General features: G+C 65.4%; 12 protein-coding genes. 6 read left to right on the forward strand and 6 right to left on the reverse strand.

Features of this window, described 5'->3' with window-relative positions:
* Positions 1 to 133 precede the first annotated feature (133 nt).
* Together QX126_RS18625 and QX126_RS18630 are read left to right on the forward strand one after the other, a co-directional pair.
* The gene (locus QX126_RS18625; protein ID WP_315739007.1) at positions 134 to 295 is read left to right on the forward strand and encodes a hypothetical protein; all 162 of its coding nucleotides are present in this window, start codon (positions 134 to 136) and stop codon (positions 293 to 295) included.
* Positions 296 to 1,181: 886 nt separating this feature from the next.
* Positions 1,182 to 4,241, forward strand: coding sequence for an autotransporter domain-containing protein (locus tag QX126_RS18630; protein WP_315782815.1), 3,060 nt, complete (start codon positions 1,182 to 1,184; stop codon positions 4,239 to 4,241).
* A gap of 67 nt (positions 4,242 to 4,308) precedes the next feature.
* Here QX126_RS18630 and QX126_RS18635 read toward each other — a convergent pair whose 3' ends face one another.
* The 6 genes from QX126_RS18635 to QX126_RS18660 all read right to left on the reverse strand — a co-directional run bounded on the left by QX126_RS18635 (position 4,309) and on the right by QX126_RS18660 (position 11,048).
* Positions 4,309 to 5,829: a tripartite tricarboxylate transporter permease gene (locus tag QX126_RS18635; protein WP_315739008.1), complete on the reverse strand. Its 1,521-nt coding sequence runs from the start codon at positions 5,827 to 5,829 to the stop codon at positions 4,309 to 4,311.
* A 119-nt stretch (positions 5,830 to 5,948) separates the two neighbouring features.
* Positions 5,949 to 6,491 (reverse strand): tripartite tricarboxylate transporter TctB family protein, encoded by a 543-nt coding sequence (locus QX126_RS18640; RefSeq protein WP_315782817.1) that lies wholly within the window; start codon positions 6,489 to 6,491, stop codon positions 5,949 to 5,951.
* Positions 6,492 to 6,523: 32 nt separating this feature from the next.
* Complete coding sequence (locus tag QX126_RS18645) at positions 6,524 to 7,510, reverse strand: tripartite tricarboxylate transporter substrate binding protein (RefSeq protein ID WP_315739011.1); 987 nt, start codon at positions 7,508 to 7,510, stop codon at positions 6,524 to 6,526.
* A 133-nt stretch (positions 7,511 to 7,643) separates the two neighbouring features.
* Positions 7,644 to 8,441 (reverse strand): enoyl-CoA hydratase/isomerase family protein, encoded by a 798-nt coding sequence (locus tag QX126_RS18650; protein WP_315782818.1) that lies wholly within the window; start codon positions 8,439 to 8,441, stop codon positions 7,644 to 7,646.
* Positions 8,441 to 9,634, reverse strand: a complete 1,194-nt coding sequence (locus tag QX126_RS18655; RefSeq protein WP_315782820.1) for a pyridoxal-phosphate-dependent aminotransferase family protein — start codon at positions 9,632 to 9,634, stop codon at positions 8,441 to 8,443. Before QX126_RS18655 ends, QX126_RS18650 begins: the two co-directional genes overlap by 1 nt.
* A 208-nt stretch (positions 9,635 to 9,842) precedes the next feature.
* The gene (locus QX126_RS18660; RefSeq protein ID WP_315782822.1) at positions 9,843 to 11,048 is read right to left on the reverse strand and encodes an alanine--glyoxylate aminotransferase family protein; all 1,206 of its coding nucleotides are present in this window, start codon (positions 11,046 to 11,048) and stop codon (positions 9,843 to 9,845) included.
* A 128-nt stretch (positions 11,049 to 11,176) separates the two neighbouring features.
* Between QX126_RS18660 and QX126_RS18665 the strand changes: the two genes are divergently transcribed.
* The 4 genes from QX126_RS18665 (at position 11,177) to QX126_RS18680 (ending at position 16,810) form a co-directional block, all read left to right on the forward strand.
* Positions 11,177 to 11,935, forward strand: coding sequence for a GntR family transcriptional regulator (locus QX126_RS18665; protein ID WP_315782824.1), 759 nt, complete (start codon positions 11,177 to 11,179; stop codon positions 11,933 to 11,935).
* A gap of 113 nt (positions 11,936 to 12,048) precedes the next feature.
* On the forward strand, positions 12,049 to 15,003 hold the full coding sequence (locus QX126_RS18670; RefSeq protein WP_315782826.1) for an FAD-binding and (Fe-S)-binding domain-containing protein: 2,955 nt from the start codon (positions 12,049 to 12,051) through the stop codon (positions 15,001 to 15,003).
* A 165-nt stretch (positions 15,004 to 15,168) separates the two neighbouring features.
* The gene (locus QX126_RS18675; protein ID WP_315777060.1) at positions 15,169 to 15,597 is read left to right on the forward strand and encodes a GlcG/HbpS family heme-binding protein; all 429 of its coding nucleotides are present in this window, start codon (positions 15,169 to 15,171) and stop codon (positions 15,595 to 15,597) included.
* 208 nt (positions 15,598 to 15,805) lie between these two features.
* Complete coding sequence (locus QX126_RS18680; protein WP_315739019.1) at positions 15,806 to 16,810, forward strand: SDR family oxidoreductase; 1,005 nt, start codon at positions 15,806 to 15,808, stop codon at positions 16,808 to 16,810.
* Positions 16,811 to 16,891 lie beyond the last annotated feature (81 nt).

Consider the following 16,891-nt stretch of genomic DNA (forward strand, 5'->3'; position numbering starts at 1 on the left):
CTGTGGCCCAGATGTCACCACGTTGGAACTTCAGACTTGGCCGGATTGAGGCCAAGGCAAGATCGCGTTAATCTCTTCGCATCAGTTGATCGCGGACCCCCTCGGGGCCCGTGCGTGTGAGGAGTAGCGGGTCATGAGCGCATCCGAGTTGAACGAGTTTCTGACGGCGATGAACATCGTGCGCGACGTCAACGGAGCCGCTCTGAATCACCCCGGCGCTCTGCCGTTCGACGAGACAATGCTCGACAACGAGTCCGACTGGTACCACATGCCGGTGGCCGAGAAGGCCAACTGAGGCTGACCTTCCTCGGGTTCGCGCGCTCTCTTTCCTACATCGCCTTTGCCCAAAGCCTCCTTCCGAGAAGCCGGACGGAGGCTTTTTCATTTCGGGGCGCAACCGGGATGAGCTGCGAACTCTGATCCACCGAACGCAAAAAAAGCCCGACGCAAGCGCCGGGCAAGGGATCGTCTCGGGAGGAAACATCAGGGCGCGATGACCAGAGATCAGGCACCGCGCGTGAGCAGTTCAGAACTGCCCATGAATGAAGCCTACCACTCTCCTGCCTAAAAAGCTGTCATCGCAAAGACACAACCTCTGGAGAAGCGCCGGACGGCTTCGAACATCGGTACGATTGTTTTGGTGTTCCCAGCCAAGCTCTATCCACCACAATCCGCGAACCAATTACGGCATGGTCCCAATCAGAAACTCGCAACTGATGCCGATGGTCGTTGGAGCCTCAGCGTGGCCTGTTCACCCGCCGCGTTTGGTCTGCTGACGCGCAGGGAGAATCTGGGCAATTCAGGTGCTCGTCGCGGTCTATCCGCAGCGTTTGAGGCAGGATCGCTGATGCCACAGCCCATGCTGCACAAGCCCGCCGCATGAGCGCGATTCGGCTGTGGAACGACCACGTACAACCGGGAGCGGAGGCTAGTTCGTATCGAGTGTTGCACGACGGTCACAGGCAGCGACGAACTTAGGCCATCTCGAAATCCACCCAAAAAATCACAGTACCCGCCAAGGCGATCTTGGCTGCTCTTGACGAAATGCCGTCTGGCACGATTGGAGGCGCCTGACGGCGTCTGCATGACATGGATTCAATCGCGAAGATGCAAAGGCCGACGTGCTGATCGCAAACCGATCCGGTCCCCATACGGTCTCGCGGTCGAGGCGGTTGTGCTGGTTGTCAGCGGCCGCGCTGGTCACCCCGGTGCTTGCGGCGGCGCCAGCCATTGCGCAGGCCACCAGAGGCGGCGCCGGCGGCAGCGGCCAGGACACCTTCGCCAATGGCGGTGCCAGCTCGGCCACGGCCGTTGGAAATGTCGGCGCCAATGCACCTATTCCTACCCGAGGCGGCGGCGGTGGCGGCGCCGGCACACTCGGCGGGGCCGGCGGCAGCGATTCGACCGGTACCGCACCGGGTGGCAGCGGCGGGATCGGTCCGGGCGCCAACGGAATAAGCGGTCAAAGCGGCTTCTCGATTCACAGCGGAGGCGGAGGTGGTGGTGGCGCACATGGCGCCGTCGTAACCACGGACACGAGCAACTCTGCAGCGGTGTCGGGCGGCAATGGTGGACGTGGCGGCGCCACCACCGGGGATTTCGGCGGTGGCGGCGGCGGCGCCGGCGGATACGGGGTGGTCGTCGATGGCAACGGGCTCACCTACAGCAATGGCAGCAGCATCACGGGAGGCAAGGGCGGCAATGGCGGCGCGGCTGCCTCGCTAAATGTCGTCGTGAATGGCTGGGGTGGCAATGGCGGCCAGGGCGGTTACGGTATCTTTCTGACGGGAAGCAGCGTCGTGCTGAACAACGCCGGCACCATCAAAGGCGGTGGCGGCGGAAATGGTGGTGACGCGCCATCCAGCACCCAACCGAATGCGAGTGGCGACGGTGGTAGTGGTGCCGCCGGCGTCGCCTTCGCCGCGGACGGCACGCTGATCAACTCCGGCACCATCACCGGCGGCGACGCAGGCGTGGCCGGCGCGACGGATACTAGTCACTCCGGCACGGCTGGAAGGGCCGGTGCGGGCGTCATCGGCGCCAATCTCGCGATCATCAACAGCGGCACGATCTCGCGCGGTAACGGCTTCGGATTCTTCGTGGCCCCCGCCGCCATCAGCTTCACCGGCGGCAGCAACGTGCTGGAGATCTGGGCGAGCTCGATCATCAATGGCAATGTCGTCGGCACCGGCACCGATACGTTCCGGCTCGGTGGCGCCGCGAACGGCAGCTTCGACGTTTCCACGATCGGCGCGACCGCGCAATTCCAGGGCTTCTCGAGTTTCGTGAAGACGGGCACCGCGACCTGGACGCTGACCGGCACGACGACCGAGGTTACGCCGTGGAGCATCAACCAGGGCGCGCTCGCGGTGTCATCAGATGCCAATCTCGGCGATGCTTCCGGCAGCGTGTCGTTCGGTGGCGGCACGCTGCAATATCTCGCCGGCTTCAGCTCCAGCCGGACCGTGACCCTCAATGCCGGCGGCGGCACGTTCGATACCAACGGCAACAACGCGACACTCGGCGGGACGATTTCGGGCACGGGCGGGCTCACCAAGGTCGGCGTGGGCATCCTGACTTTGTCAGGCACCAGCAGCTACACCGGGGCGACGACCATCAACGGCGGCGTGCTCGACGTCGAAGGTGCGATCATGAACACCTCTGGGGTGACCGTGAATGCCGGCGGCACCCTGACGGGTGCGGGTCTCGTCGATCCGCCGATGACGGTCGGCATCAATGCCGGCGGCACGCTGGCGCCCGGCAATGGCACCGCCGGCTCGTCGATGACCATCGTCGGCAATCTCGCCTTCCAGTCCGGTGCGTACTATCTGGTGCAGCTCGATCCGACCACGGCCTCATTCGCGAGCGTCACCGGATCGGCCACCCTCGACGGAGCCACCGTCAACGCCGTGTTCGGCACCGGCGGCGGTTATATCGACAAGCGCTATACCATCCTGACGACGAGCGGCGGCATCTCGGGCGGCTTCGGATCGGTGGTGAAGACCAACCTGCCCTCCGGCTTCAAGACCAGCCTGAGCTACGACGCCAACAACGTCTATCTCGATCTGATCCTCGCCTTCGCCGTGCCCGGCGGACTCAACGGCAATCAGAAGACGGTCGGCGATACGCTGTCGGCGTTCTTCGATCGCACCGGCGATATTCCCGTCGTGTTCGGCAAGTTGAACCAGGCGGGCCTTACGCAGGCGTCCGGCGAGAGCGCCACCGGCGTGCAACAGACCACGTTCAACGCCATGAGCCAGTTCGCCAGCCTGCTGACCGATCCCTTCGCACAACGTCAAGCCAGCGGCGGGGGCGCGATCAGCTATGCTGACACATCCCGCAAGCGCACCGATGCTTTCGCGATGCTGACTGACGACAGGCCGGCCGACTTTGCGCAGCGCTGGAATGTCTGGGCGGCGGGCTTCGGCGGCTCGCAAACGACCAGCGGCAATGCAGTCGTCGGTTCCAACGATACCACCAGCCGCATCGCCGGCACCGCCGTCGGCGCCGACTACCGGATCGCACCGCGCACGATTGCGGGCTTCGCGCTCGGCGGCGGCGGCACCAGCTTCAGCGTCAACGGCCTCGGCTCCGGCCGCTCCGATCTGTTCCAGGCCGGCGCCTATCTGCATCATCATATCGGCCCGAGCTATCTGAGAGCGGCCCTGGCCTATGGCTGGCAGGACGTCACCGCGGATCGCACCGTCACCATCTCCGGTGCCGACCGGCTGCGCGCGACCTATCAAGCCAATGCCTGGATCGGCCGCATCGAGGGCGGCACGCGCTTCGTCGCTCCCATAGGCGGCATCGGCCTCACGCCTTACGCGGCTGCGCAGGTGACGAGCCTGCGCCTACCGGCCTATGTGGAGCAGGCCATCTCCGGCACGTCGACCTTCGCGCTGAGCTACACCGGCAAGACCGTCACCGACACACGTACCGAGTTCGGCCTGCGCACCGACAAGTCCTATGCGCTGGCAGACGGCGCCCTCACCTTGCGCGGCCGCCTCGCCTGGGCGCACGACTTCAATCCCGATCGTTCGGTCGCGGCGACGTTCCAGACGCTGCCGGGCGCAAGCTTCGTCGTCAACGGCGCCGCGCAGGCGCGCGACTCCGCGCTGACGACGACCTCGGTCGAGATGAGCTGGCAGAACGGCTGGAGCGCCTTGGCGACGTTCGAAGGCGAGTTCTCGAGCGTCACCCGTTCCTATGCCGGCAAGGGCAGCGTGCGCTACACGTGGTAGGAGCGGCGTAGCCGATCGAGCGCAGGCGTCCAGCTGGCAGGGCACGGGTGATCAGCGACAAACCGTACTAAGCCTCGGCCTTCGCGGCCGGCGCTCCCGACTTGCTGAAGCTCGCGATCACACGATCGATCAGCGGCCAGAACAGCAGCACGATCGCCAGCGTCGTTATGGTGCCCACCAGCCCGTTCGCCCAGAACACCTTCATGTTGCCGCCGGAGATGATCATCGACTGCCGGAACGCGTCCTCGGCACGGCTGCCGAGCACCAGCGCCAAGGTGAACGGCGCCAGCGGGATCTTGATCTTCTTGAAGACATAGCCGACGACGCCGAAGCCGAGCATCAGCCAGACGTCGAACATCGCATTCTGGATCGCGTAGGCGCCGATGGCGCAGGACACCACGATCATCGGCGCGACGGCTGCGAACGGCACGCGCAGGATCGAGGCGAAGATCGGCACAGTGGAGAGCACCAGCACGAGACCGACGACATTGCCGAGATACATCGAGGCGATCAGGCCCCAGACGAAATCCTTGTGCTCCACGAACAACAGCGGTCCGGGATTGAGACCCCAGACCATCAGGCCGCCGAGCAGGATCGCCGCGGTGCCGGAGCCGGGGATGCCGAGCGCCAGCATCGGCAGCAGCGCCGCGGTGCCCGAGGCATGCGCCGCCGTCTCAGGCGCGAACACGCCCTCGATGCGGCCCTTGCCAAAACTGTCCGGATCCTTCGAGAAGCGCTTGGCGAGGTTGTAGCCCATGAAGGAGGCGGCAATCGCGCCGCCCGGCGTGATGCCGAGCCAGCAGCCGATCACCGAGGAGCGCAGCAGCGTCATCCAATATTTCGGCAGGTCCTTCCACACCGCGAGTACGGTGCGCAGCGAGATCGACGCGGCGTGGCCGCGCAGCGCCAGGCGTTCCTCCATCGTCAGCAGGATCTCGCTGATGCCGAACAGGCCGATGACCGCGACCAGGAAGTTGATGCCGCGCAGCAGATCGGTCGAGCCGAAGGTCATCCGCAACTGACCGGACACGGTGTCCATGCCGACGCCGGCGAGCAGCAGGCCGAGCGCCATCGCGATGACAGTCTTGTGCTTGTCCTCACGCCCCAGCCCGACGAACGAGCAGAAAGTAAGCAGATAGACCGCGAAGAACTCGGGCGGACCGAACCTCAGCGCGAAGGACGAGATCCAGGGCGCCAGGAAGGTGATCAGCATCACCGCGACCAGCGAGCCGATGAACGACGAGGTGAAGGCGGCTGTCAGCGCCTCCGCGGCCTTGCCCTGCTGCGCCATGGGATAGCCGTCGAAAGTGGTCGCCACCGACCACGCCTCGCCGGGAATGTTGAACAAGATCGAGGTGATGGCGCCGCCGAACAGCGCGCCCCAGTAGATGCAGGACAGCATCACGATGGCCGAGGTCGGGTCCATCGAGAAGGTCAGCGGCAACAGGATGGCGACACCGTTGGGCCCGCCCAGCCCGGGCAGCACGCCGACGAAGACGCCGAGCACGAGCCCGACCATCATCAGCAGCAGCGTCTTCCAGGTCAGGAGGACCGCGAACCCGTGCAGCAGCAGACCCAAGGCTTCCATGATTTCATTCCAACTGTTTCCTCGTCATTGCGAGCGCAGCGAAATAATCCAGAGTCGAGTGCGCAGCCCTGGATTGCGTCGTCGCGTTGCTCCTCGCAATGACGGGGGAGAGACCGGTGTCAGTACCCGAACGCCGCTTCGAGCGGGCCCTTCGGCATGATCACGTCGAACACGACGTCGAAAGTCACGAACATCACGGCGCTGAACAGGAACGCCGTGAGCAGCGATTTCCAGATCGCGATCTTGCCTACGAGGCGCATGAACCCGGCGATCAGCAGGAAGCTCGCGACGTAGATGCCGAGAAACTGCATCGCGATGCAGAACAGCAGCGTCGGCACGAATACCGCCATCACGCGCCGCAGTTGCGCGCGCGTCACGAAGGTCTCGACCGCTTCCTTTCTCGACACGAAGGCGGCGCCGATCCCGTAAAGGCTGGCGCCGCCGAGGATCACCGACAGATAGAACGGGAAGTAGCCGGGCTCCGGACCGGTCGAGTCCCAAGACGCGCCGGTCCGCCAATTGTCCCAGGCGAGCACGACCGCGAGCGCGAGCAGCAGCAGCGACACCGCGACGTCGACGGTCCGGGTGGAGGTGACGGCCGGAGAATCCTCCTCCGGCGCGGTCGGATCGTCGACGGCAATCTCGAGCTCAGCGTTGGACATCGATCCTCCTCACCCCCTCGCCCCGCCCAGCCTCACTTGGCGACGAAGCCGGCTTCCGTCATCAGCTGCTTGTTGAGCGAGCCGTCCTCTTCGAGAAACTGCAGCATGTCCTTGCCGGTGAGGAAGATCGGCTTCAGCGCCTGCTTCTCCATGTAGTCCTTGTACTCCGGCGTCTGCACCAGCTTGCTGAACAGGTCGATGTAGAACTCCTGCTGTTCCTGCGTCACCTTGCCCGGCAGGAACATGCCGCGCAGCATCAGGTATTGCACGTCCAGCCCCTGCTCCTTGCAGGTCGGAATGTCGTTCCAGGACTGCGTCTCCGTGACCTTGGTCGTGTAGGAGATGCGCTCCTTGTCGAACACGCAGAGCGGACGCACCTGGCCGGCGCGCCAGACTTCGAGATTCTCGGAAGGATTGTTGACGTTCGCTTCGGTGTGCCCGCCAACCAGTTGGGTCGCGGCCTCGCCCCCCGACTTGTAGGGCAGATAGGAGAACTTGGCGCCGGTCTTCTTCTCCATGAAGACCGTGAGCACGTGATCTTCGCGCTTGGAACCGGTACCGCCCAACTTGAACGGAGAACTCGACGCCTTGGCGGCTTCGATGAACTCCTTCACCGTCTTCGGGCCGTTGACGTTGTCCCACAGCACGAACTGATCGAGTGCGATCACCGCGACCGGCGACAGTTCGCGCCAGTCGAACGGCAGCTTGGCCGACAGCGGCAGCATGTAGATCAGCGAATAGGCGATCAGGACCTTGTTCGGATCGCCGTCGCTGGACTTCATGTACATCAGCGCCTCGGCCCCGGACGCGCCGCCCTTCAGCGACACGACCACCGGCTGCTTCAGCAGATTGTTCTTCTGAATGGCAGCCTGCATCATCCGCGCCATCTGGTCGGATGCACCGCCGGCGCCCGCAGCGACGACGATCTCGACCGGCTTGGTCGGCTCCCAGCCGGCAAAGGCCGGCGCAGTTGCGAAAAAGGCCGCCGTCGCGGCCGCGATCTTGATGAGTTTGCGCACGTGCTTTCTTCCCCGTTCGAAGCCCCAGCTTGCATCCTACCAGGATACTGCTGGCTTATTGTGGTCAGTTCAAGAACACAAGCATGATGCGGCCTCATGTTCCTCGGCATAAGGTCGCAAGCACGGCATCGGACTACTTGCCTTTCCAGTTCGGCGTCCGCTTGTCGAGGAACGCCTCCATGCCTTCGCGGAAATCCTCGCTCATATAGGCGCGCAGGATCAAATCCTCGCCCTCGTCCCGCGACAGAGTCCGGCGGATGCGGCGCACGGCCTCCTTGGTGACCTCGAGGGTGATCGGCGCGTGCGAGGCGACGAGCCTCGCGGTCTCCAGCGCGCGTGTCTGCAGCGTCTCGACGTCGGGCACGATCTCGTTGAGCAGACCGAGCGCGAGCGCCTCCGGCGCCTCGACCAGCCGGGCCTTGAAGATCAGGTCCTTGGTGCGCGCCGGTCCGATCAGGGAGACCACGCGCGAGATGTTCGACATCGACAGGCAGTTGCCGAGTGTGCGCGCGATCGGAAAACCGATACGTGTCGTCTCGGTGCCGATGCGAATGTCGCAGCAGGCGGCAATGCCGGCACCGCCGCCGGTGCAGGCGCCCGCGATCGCCGCAATCACCGGCACACGGCACAGTTCGAGCGTGCCGAGCACGCGGTCGATCCGCGCCTCGTAGTCGAGCGCATCCTGCGCGGTCTTGAAGGCACGAAACTGGGAGATGTCGGTGCCGGAGGCGAAGGCCTTGTCGCCCGCGCCAGTCAGGATCAGCGCCTTGATCGACCGATCGGCGTTGATGGCCTCGCAGATCGAGGCCATCCGGTCGTACATTGCGAACGTCATCGCGTTGCGCGCCTGCGGCCGGTTGAAGGTGATCTTGGCGATGCCGTCGTCGACGGCATAGATCAGATCGTCGGAGCCGGTCACAGGTGCGTTCATCAGGCCACCTTCGGAATCGGCGCCGCCTCGCGCGCCTTCAGGACATCCATCGCCGCGAGCACGCCACCGGCACGATGCGGCACGCCAGCGAGCGCAAGGCCCATCTCGACGCCTGCAAGCGTGCCCATCAGCATCAAGTCGTTGAAGTGACCGATATGACCGATGCGGAAGACCTTGCCCTTGATCTTGTTGAGGCCGGTGCCAAGCGACATGTCGAAGTTTTCCAGCACCGTCTTGCGGAACTGATCGGCGTCATGGCCCTCGGGCATGACCACGCCGGTCAGCGCCGGCGAATGCGCCTGCGGATCCTGACACTGCGTATCCAGGCCCCAGGCCTTGACGGCAGCTCGCGTCGCAAGGCTGTGGCGGCGATGACGCGCAAACACGTTGTCGTGGCCCTCCTCCTCCAGCATCTTCAGCGCCTCGTTGAGGCCCATCAGCAGATTGCACGCCGGCGTATAGGGGAAGGTACCAAGCTTGTTGAAGGTGATGATCTCCTGCCAGTCCCAATAGGAGCGCATGCCGGGATTGGCCTTGGCGGCGGCGAGCGCCTTCTCCGAGACGGCGTTGAAGCCGAGGCCCGGCGGCAGCATCAGGCCCTTCTGCGAGCCAGCGACGGAGACGTCGACGCCCCACGCGTCGTGCTCATACTCCATCGAGCCGAGGCCAGAGATGGTGTCGACCATCAGGAGCGCCGGGTGGCCGACCCGGTCGAGCGCCTTGCGCACCTCGAGCGGCGGCGTCAGGCAGCCGGTCGAGGTCTCGTTGTGCACGACGCAGACGGCCTTGATCTTGTGCGCCTTGTCATCGACCAGACGCTGCTCGATCGCCGCAATGTCGGCGCCATGGCGCCAGTCGCCGGGGATGAAGTCGACGTCGAGCTTGAACTTGTCGGCGATGCCACGCCACAGCACCGCGAACTGGCCGGTCTCGGCCATCAGCACCTTGTCGCCAGGCGCGAGCGTGTTGACGATCGCGGCTTCCCACGCGCCGGTGCCCGACGACGGATAGATGATCACCGGCTGCTTGGTGCGGAAGATTCGCTGCGATGCAGTCAGCACGGCGAAGCCGAGCTCGGCGAACTCGGGACCGCGATGGTCCAGCGTCGGCATATCCATCGCGCGCAGCACGCGGTCGGGCACGTTGGTCGGCCCCGGAATCTGAAGAAAATGCCGTCCTGTGTGCACAGTCATTGGCGTCCGTCCCCGGTCATTTGGTTGGTGCGCGGGCGTGGCATCCCACGCGCTGGCCGCGCTTTTCTCCCGCCAGACCGCTGGCGTCAACAAAGAAGACGCAAGCACCGATCGCTTCGGGCTGACATCCCTCAGATGCACACGAATCCCCTTCTCCTGTGCAGTGCGGCATAGCGGGACGTCCCAGCTTGCTGCACGCGATTTGGCCTCATTTCACCGCAGCCAGATGGCGCGGCGCATTGCCCTCCAATGGCTCTTCAAGCAGCGCCATCGCGGCATCGACGCCGCCGGCTCGATGCGGCACGCCGGCCGCACGCAGCCCCATCTCGACACCGCTCAGCCCAGCCATCAGGGTCAGCGCGTTGCACTCGCCGAGATGGCCGATGCGGAACACCTTGCCCGCGACCTTGGACAGACCCGAACCGAGCGACATGTTGTAGTTGTCGAGCACGACCTGACGGAACTGATCCGCGTCATGGCCCGGCGGCACCAGCACGGCGGTCAGCACCGGAGAGAAATCCTTCGGCTCCTGGCACAGCACCTCCAGGCCCCAATGCTCGACGGCGGCGCGGGTCGCGGCCGCAAGCCTGAGGTGGCGCGCGAACACCTGATCGAGACCCTCCTCGAGCAGCATCGCAATCGCTTCACGCAGACCGTAGAGCAGGTTCGTCGCCGGCGTGTAGGGGAAGAAGCCGTTCGCGTTCAGCTTCAGCATGTCCTCCCAATCCCAGAACGAGCGCGGCATCTTGTTGGCCTTGGCAACAAGGCGCGCCTTGTCCGAGATGGCGTTGAAGCCGAGCCCCGGCGGCAGCATGAAGCCCTTCTGCGAGCACGACACGGCGACGTCGACCTTCCACTCGTCGAATCGAAAGTCGGCCGAGGCGAGACCAGAAATCGTGTCGACCATCAGCAGCGCCGGATGCTTGGCGCGGTCGATCGCGGCGCGCACCTCGCCGATCCGGCTGGTCGCGCCGGTCGAGGTTTCATTGTGCACGACCATCACCGCCTTGAGCCGATGACCGGCGTCGGCAACCAGCTTCTCCTCGATGACGGCAGGATCGACGCCACGGCGCCAGTCGCCGGGAATGAAATCGACCTCGATTCCCCACCGCGCCGCCATCTGCCGCCACAGCGTGGCGAAGTGGCCGGTCTCGACCATCAGCACCTTGTCGCCCGGCGACAACGTGTTGACGATGGCAGCCTCCCAGGCGCCGGTGCCCGAGGACGGATAGATGACTACCGGGCTCGTGGCCTTGAAGATCGCCTGCGAGCCACCGAGCACCGCCTTGCCGAGTTCGGCGAACTCGGCGCTGCGGTGATCGATCACCGGCATGTCCATCGCCCGCAGCACCCGCTCGGGCACCGGACTTGGGCCCGGAATATGCAAGAAATGACGGCCTTGGGGACGGGTCACGACAGAGCTCCGGGCGACGACGGCATTCTGGCACCAATGATTGCATTCAATTATTCAGCATGCAAGAGATTAAACGTATTCACACACAAGGTCGACCACATCTGTAACTATCGCTACAATGGGGTGAAATGAATTCCACGATTCCCGATATCGAGACGCCACCATTGGCAGATCCAAGTGGTCGACCTGCGCCTGCGCGGGACGAGACCTCGCTGCATGACGAGATCCTGGCACGGCTGCGCGACTACATCGTCGAGGGCCACGTCGCCGACGGCGGCCGCCTGTCCGAGCGCCAGCTTTGCGAAATGCTGGGGGTGTCCCGCACTCCCTTGCGCGAAGCGCTCAAGGTGCTCGCGGCCGAAGGCCTGGTCGAGCTGCTGCCCAATCGCGGCGCTCGGGTGCGCCCGCTCAGCGCCGCCGACATCCACGAATTATTCGACCTGATGGGAGGCCTGGAAGGGCTCGCCGGCCGCCTCGCCTGCGAGAAGATTTCGGATGAAGCGATCGAAAAAATCGAGCAGTTTCATCATGATATGTACGGGTTTTACATGCGGCAGGACATGCAGGGCTATTTCCGCATGAACCAGCTCATCCACCGCGCGATCGTGGATGCCGCCGCCAACGCCACCCTTCATGCGACCTATGAGAGCCTGGCGGGCCGCATCCGGCGGGTGCGCTTCTCGGCCAATTTCGCCCGCAAGCGCGAACGCTGGAGCGAGGCCATGCGCGAGCATGAGATGATCCTCGACGCCCTGCGCCGGCGCGCCGGAAGCGAGCTGTCCGACACTCTGTTTCAACATCTGCGCAACAAGGGCGCGGCCGCGATCGCCTACTTCGGCGAGAGTCAACCGCCAACGGCGGGAAGTAAGCCGGACAAGGTCGAATGACGCCCAGGATTGCGCAAATTTGCATGCAATCAGATTGACGCATTTGCAGAAATGAATGACACGGGGCTCAAGAGGGCCCGCCAGACGACAGCCGGGCCCGACCAGGGATCACCATGCCGAACGCCAAAGCCGGTCCGTCCAGGCTCGAACAGAAGCTCCGCGCCGAGATTGCAGGCGGCGTCTTCTTCGACCGCTTCAGCCGTGGCCGCTACGCCACCGACGCCTCGTTCTACCAGGTCATCCCGGCCGGCGTGGTCGTGCCGCGCACGATGGACGAGGCACTGCGTACGCTCGCCCTCGCCCGCGACGACGGCCGCATCGTCACCCCGCGCGGCGGCGGCACCTCGCAATGCGGCCAGACCGTCAACGAGGGGATCGTCGTCGACTTCTCCAAGCACCTGAACCGCATCGTCTCTCTCGACGTCGAGGCTCGGACCTGCGTGGTCGAGCCGGGCATCGTGCTCGACGACCTCAATCGCCAGCTCAAGCAGCACGGCCTGTGGTTTCCCGTCGACGTCTCGACGGCGTCGCGTGCCACGATCGGCGGCATGGCCGGCAACAATTCCTGCGGCGGCCGCTCGCTGCGCTACGGCACGATGCGCGACAACACCATCGCGATCGACGCGGCGCTCGCCGACGGCACGCTGGCGCATTTTGGCGAGGTGCCGCGAGACCTTCGTGACGTCAGCGCGCCGGACAGCGCTCACGTGCTGTTTCGCGACATGCTTGCGCTGGGCGAGCGCGAGGCCGCGGAGATCGCCGACAAGTTTCCCAAGGTGCAGCGCCGCGTCGGCGGCTACAATCTGGATGCGCTGACGCCGCGCAACGCCGCCAACAACCTGGCCCATCTGCTCGTCGGCTCCGAAGGCACCCTCGCCTTCTCCACCCGCATCGAGCTCAAGCTGTGGCCCCTGATCCGGACCAAGGTGCTCGGCGTCTGCCATTTCGGCAGCTTCTATGAGGCGATGGACGCGGCTCAGCACCTTGTGAAGCTGAAGCCGATCGCGGTCGAACTGGTGGACCGCACCATGATCGGGCTTGGACGCGACATCGCGATGTTCCAGCCAGTGATCGCCGCCGCCGTGCGCGGCGACCCCGACGCCATCCTGGTGGTGGAGTTCGCCGAGGAGACAACGGACGAGAACCTCGCCAAGCTGAAGCAGCTCTCCGAGTTGATGGGCGACCTCGGCTTCGCCTGGAGCAACGAGCCGCGCAAATGGGGCGGCGTGGTCGAGATCACCGACCCTGCCCTGCAGACCGCGGTCGCCGACTTCCGCGCCGCCGGCCTCAACGTGATGATGTCGATGAAGGAGGCCGGCAAGCCGGTGTCGTTCGTCGAGGACTGCGCGGTGCCGCTGCCGCATCTCGCCGACTACACCGCACGGCTCAACGATGTGTTCGCGAAGCACGGCACGCGCGGCACCATGTATGCGCACGCCTCCGAAGGCTGTCTGCACGTTCGCCCGGTGCTGAACCTGAAGCTGGAGAAGGACGTCAAGGCGATGCGGGCCATCGCCGAGGAAGCCTTCGCCATGGTGCGCGAGTACAAGGGATCGCATTCCGGCGAGCACGGCGACGGCATCGTGCGCTCGGAATTCCACGAACAGATGTTCGGCAGCCGCATCGTCGCCGACTTCAAGGAGGTCAAGCAGCGCTTCGACCCCGGCAATGTGCTCAATCCCGGCCGCATCGTCGATCCGCCCAAGATGGACGACCGCTCGCTGTTCCGCTATCCGCCGGACTATCGCATCGATGATCTCAAGACCGTGCTCGACTGGTCGGCCTATCCCGGCGCCGCCGGCGGTTTCCAGGGCGCGGTCGAGATGTGCAACAACAACGGCGCCTGCCGCAAGCTCGACGGCGGCGTGATGTGCCCGTCCTATCGCGCCACCCGCGACGAGAAGGATGTCACGCGCGGCCGCGCCAATACGCTGCGGCTCGCGATCTCCGGCCAGCTCGGTCCCGGCGCGCTGTCGTCTGACGAGATGATGGAAACGCTGAAGCTGTGCGTGTCCTGCAAGGCCTGTCGCCGCGAGTGTCCGACCGGCGTCGACATGGCCAAGATGAAGATCGAGGTGCTGGCAGCGCGGGCAACGACGCATGGTCTTACGCTGCGTGACCGGCTCGTCGCCTACCTGCCGCGCTACGCCGATCTCGTCGCCCGCGTCGCGCCGCTCGTGAACCTGCGCAATCATGTTGCGCCCCTGCGCGTGCTGATGGAGCGCGTTGCGGGCATCAGCGCCAAGCGCAAGCTGCCGGCCTTCCGCACCGACACCTTCCGCGTCGAGGCCGACGCGTTCGGTCCGGCTGATGGCCGTGAGGTCGTGCTGTTCGGCGACACCTTCAACCGCGTCTATGAGCGCGAAAATCTCGACGCCGCGCTGCGCGTGCTGATCGCGGGCGGCTACCGCGTCTACGTTCCCAAGCCCGCCGATGGCGGCCGGGCGCTGTGCTGCGGCCGGACGTTCCTGTCCGCCGGTCTGGTCGACGAAGCCAAGTCCGAGCTGCAGCGCCTGGTCGAGACCTACGCGCCGTTCGCCTTGCGCGGCGTGCCGATCATTGGCCTCGAGCCGAGCTGCCTGCTGACGCTGCGCGACGAACTGCTGTCGCTACGCGACGATACCGCCGCGAAGACGATCAGCGCGCACGCGCTGCTGCTGGAAGAGTTTCTGGCGCGCGAGGCAGAGGCCGGACGGCTCGCGCTGCCGCTCGCCCCCCTGCCCGGCAAGGCGCTGCTGCACGGCCATTGCCATCAGAAATCCTTCGCCGCCTTCAAGCCTGTCGAGCAGGTGCTGCGACTCATTCCGGAGCTCACGGTCGAGACCATCGAATCCTCCTGCTGCGGTATGGCCGGCGCGTTCGGCTATGGCGCGGAGACCTACGAGGTCTCGCTGCAGATGGCGGAGGCGTCGCTGCTGCCTGCGGTACGCAAGGCAGAAGCTTCGACCTTCATCGTCGCCAACGGCACCTCCTGCCGCCACCAGATCCAAGACGGCGCCGGTCGCGGCGCCGTGCACGCTGCGCAGCTCCTGGCGATGAGCCTGGAGCGGACGCAGATGCGTTCTTGATTCACGAGGTCGGAACGCCGCGGAGCATGATCTCAATGTTCGTCATTGCGAGGAGCGAAGCGACGAAGCAATACAGACCTTTTCTTTCACCCTGGATTGCTTCGCTTCGCTCGCAATGACGGATGACCTAGCCAACTTGGCATCACAAAGCACAAGGACACCGACATGGCCGATCTCTCGCTCGACACCGCCCGCAAGATCCTCGACGCCACGCTCGCGAAGGGCATCGAGAAGAAGTTCAAGCCGCTCGCTGTGATGGTGCTCGACGCGCGCGGCTGCCTGAAGGCCGCCGCCGCGCAGGACGGCACCAGCCTGATGCGGGCCGAGGTCGCGCACGGCAAGGCCTACGGCGCACTCGCCCTCGGCCTCGGCTCCCGCGCCCTGTTCCAGCGCGCCCAGGAGCAGGCCTATTTCATCGACGCCGTGAACACGCTGGCCCAGGGCCGCATGGTCCCGGTGCCCGGCGGCGTGCTGATCATGGACGGCACGACGCTCGTCGGCGCCGTCGGCGTCTCCGGCGACACTTCGGACAATGACGAGATCTGCGCCGTCGCCGGCATCGAAGCCGCCGGCCTCAAGGCCAATCCGGGCTGAGCTCCGGTCGCACCGGCAAGGCTCAGCGAGCTTTTCTGTCCCACAATCTCCGGGGGGGCTGGCCTGCCCTCTCGGAGCCTGATGGATCGCGCGTCGAAGTCCACGGCTCCGATAACGGCTGACGGAGAATTCATTCGGCCGGCTTGACCGGCCCGAAACATTGCCGGCCGCAGCACGTTTGTACGACGGGGCGCGTGGAGAACCGGACATGCCTCGCAGACCAGCTCGCACCATCATCATCACGGGCGCCTCCGCCGGCGTCGGCCGCGCCATCGCAAAACGCTTCGGCGAGGCCGGCGACCGCGTCGGCCTGATCGCGCGTGACGAGGATGCGCTGCGCGACGTCCAGCGCGAGCTGCAGGCGCGGTTTGCCCATGCCGAATACGAGGCGGTCGATGTCGCCGACGCGCAGGCGCTGTTCGAGGCCGCCGAACGGCTCGAGCAGCGCCTGGGTCCGGTCGACATCTGGATCAATGACGCCATGGAGACGGTGTTCTCGACCGTGGCCGACATCACGCCGGAGGAGTTCCGCCGCGTCACCGAGGTCACCTATCTCGGCTTCGTGCACGGCACGATGGCGGCGCTGCGCTCGATGCGCCGGCACGGCGAAGGCCGCATCATTCAGATCGGCTCGGCGCTCGCCTATCGTGGCATTCCGCTGCAGGCGGCCTATTGCGGCGCCAAACATGCGATCCGGGGCTTCACCGACTCGCTGCGGGCCGAGCTGATGCACGAGCGCTCAGGCATCACGCTCAGCATCGTCGACCTGCCCGCGGTGAACACACCGCAATTCGACTGGGCTCGCGCGCACCTTGCGCATACGCCACGACCAATGGGCCGGCCGGTGGAGCCCGAGGTGATCGCGGACGCCGTCTATCGCGTCGCCGACGGCGGCTTCCGCGAATATTGGATCGGCTGGCCGACACTGCTCACGATCCTCGGTAACGCCGTCGCGCCCGCTTTGCTCGACCGCTACCTCGCTGCCAAGGCGATCGCCGGGCAACAGACCGACGTACCACTGGTGCCCGATCGCACCGACAATCTCGACCGTCCCGTGACGCGCCTACACCGCACCCGCGGCTCCTTCAGCCAGGGCGCGGCGCAGCGGGCGATGCTCGTGCCGGGGGATGTCGCGCGCGCGGCGACCATTGCGCTCGGCGCGGCGGTGTTCTTCGCGCTGGGCGCTGTGATGAGCCGGCGGCGCTGGCGCTGAATTCGTCACGACCCGGCCGCCCTTGCGTGCCAACTGTGATCTGAGCTTCTCTATGGTGCGGCTTCCACACGGCGAGGAGCG

It is taken from the genome of Bradyrhizobium sp. SZCCHNPS1003, assembly GCF_032381555.1.
In the GTDB taxonomy this organism is placed as follows: Bacteria; Pseudomonadota; Alphaproteobacteria; order Rhizobiales; family Xanthobacteraceae; genus Bradyrhizobium.

Excerpts from the sequence above, each read along its gene's own strand:
- QX126_RS18625 (WP_315739007.1), top strand. The coding sequence starts at position 134 with ATGAGCGCATCCGAGTTGAACGAGTTTCTGACGGCGATGAACATCGTG.
- QX126_RS18635 (WP_315739008.1), bottom strand. The coding sequence starts at position 5,829 with ATGGAAGCCTTGGGTCTGCTGCTGCACGGGTTCGCGGTCCTCCTGACC.
- QX126_RS18640 (WP_315782817.1), bottom strand. The coding sequence starts at position 6,491 with ATGTCCAACGCTGAGCTCGAGATTGCCGTCGACGATCCGACCGCGCCG.
- QX126_RS18650 (WP_315782818.1), bottom strand. The coding sequence starts at position 8,441 with ATGAACGCACCTGTGACCGGCTCCGACGATCTGATCTATGCCGTCGAC.
- QX126_RS18655 (WP_315782820.1), bottom strand. The coding sequence starts at position 9,634 with ATGACTGTGCACACAGGACGGCATTTTCTTCAGATTCCGGGGCCGACC.
- QX126_RS18665 (WP_315782824.1), top strand. The coding sequence starts at position 11,177 with ATGAATTCCACGATTCCCGATATCGAGACGCCACCATTGGCAGATCCA.
- QX126_RS18670 (WP_315782826.1), top strand. The coding sequence starts at position 12,049 with ATGCCGAACGCCAAAGCCGGTCCGTCCAGGCTCGAACAGAAGCTCCGC.
- QX126_RS18675 (WP_315777060.1), top strand. The coding sequence starts at position 15,169 with ATGGCCGATCTCTCGCTCGACACCGCCCGCAAGATCCTCGACGCCACG.
- QX126_RS18680 (WP_315739019.1), top strand. The coding sequence starts at position 15,806 with ATGCCTCGCAGACCAGCTCGCACCATCATCATCACGGGCGCCTCCGCC.